Source organism: Paenarthrobacter sp. CM16, from assembly GCF_013179505.1.
In the GTDB taxonomy this organism is placed as follows: domain Bacteria; phylum Actinomycetota; class Actinomycetes; order Actinomycetales; family Micrococcaceae; genus Arthrobacter.
Map to the genome: position 1 here is coordinate 1 of NZ_JABMCX010000594.1, position 711 is coordinate 711.

Annotated in this window: 1 pseudogene; it reads right to left on the minus strand. The window is 62.6% G+C overall.

Annotated features, from left to right (window positions below):
- Nucleotides 1-711 (minus strand): annotated as a pseudogene (locus HP499_RS25595) (pyruvate dehydrogenase (acetyl-transferring), homodimeric type); the annotation flags it as partial.

Sequence of the window (711 nt, forward strand, 5' to 3'; positions counted from 1 at the left end):
TGCCGCGGACCGGTCCGTCCAGGCGCTGGAGGTTGCAGTTGATCACGAAGTTCAGGTTGTCCAGGTTCTCGTTCGCGGCGAGCTGCAACAAACCACGGGACTCGGGCTCGTCCATTTCCCCGTCACCAAGGAACGCCCAGACCTGCTGGTCCGAGGTGTCTTTGATGCCACGGTTCTGCAGGTACCGGTTGGACTGGGCCTGGTAGATCGCGTTCATCGGGCCGATACCCATCGACACGGTCGGGAACTCCCAGAAATCAGGCATCAACCGCGGGTGCGGGTACGAGGACAGGGCATGGCCGGCCTTGGACTTTTCCTGACGGAACCCGTCCAAATCCTCCTCGGTCAGACGGCCTTCCATGAACGCGCGGGCGTACATGCCAGGGGAAGCGTGGCCCTGGAAAAACACCTGGTCCCCGCCACCGGGGTGGTCCTTGCCGCGGAAGAAGTGGTTGAACCCCACCTCGTACAGGGTCGCGGCACCGGCATAGGTGGAGATATGCCCGCCAACACCAATATCGGAGCGCTGCGCACGGTGGACCATCACCGCGGCGTTCCACCGCATATACGCCCGGTACCGGCGTTCGAACTCCTCGTTCCCCGGAAACTCTGCTTCCTGGTCCACCGGGATCGTGTTCACATAATCAGTGGTCGTCACCATCGGCACACCCACCGACCTCGCGCCGGCACGCTGCAACAAACTCCGCATAA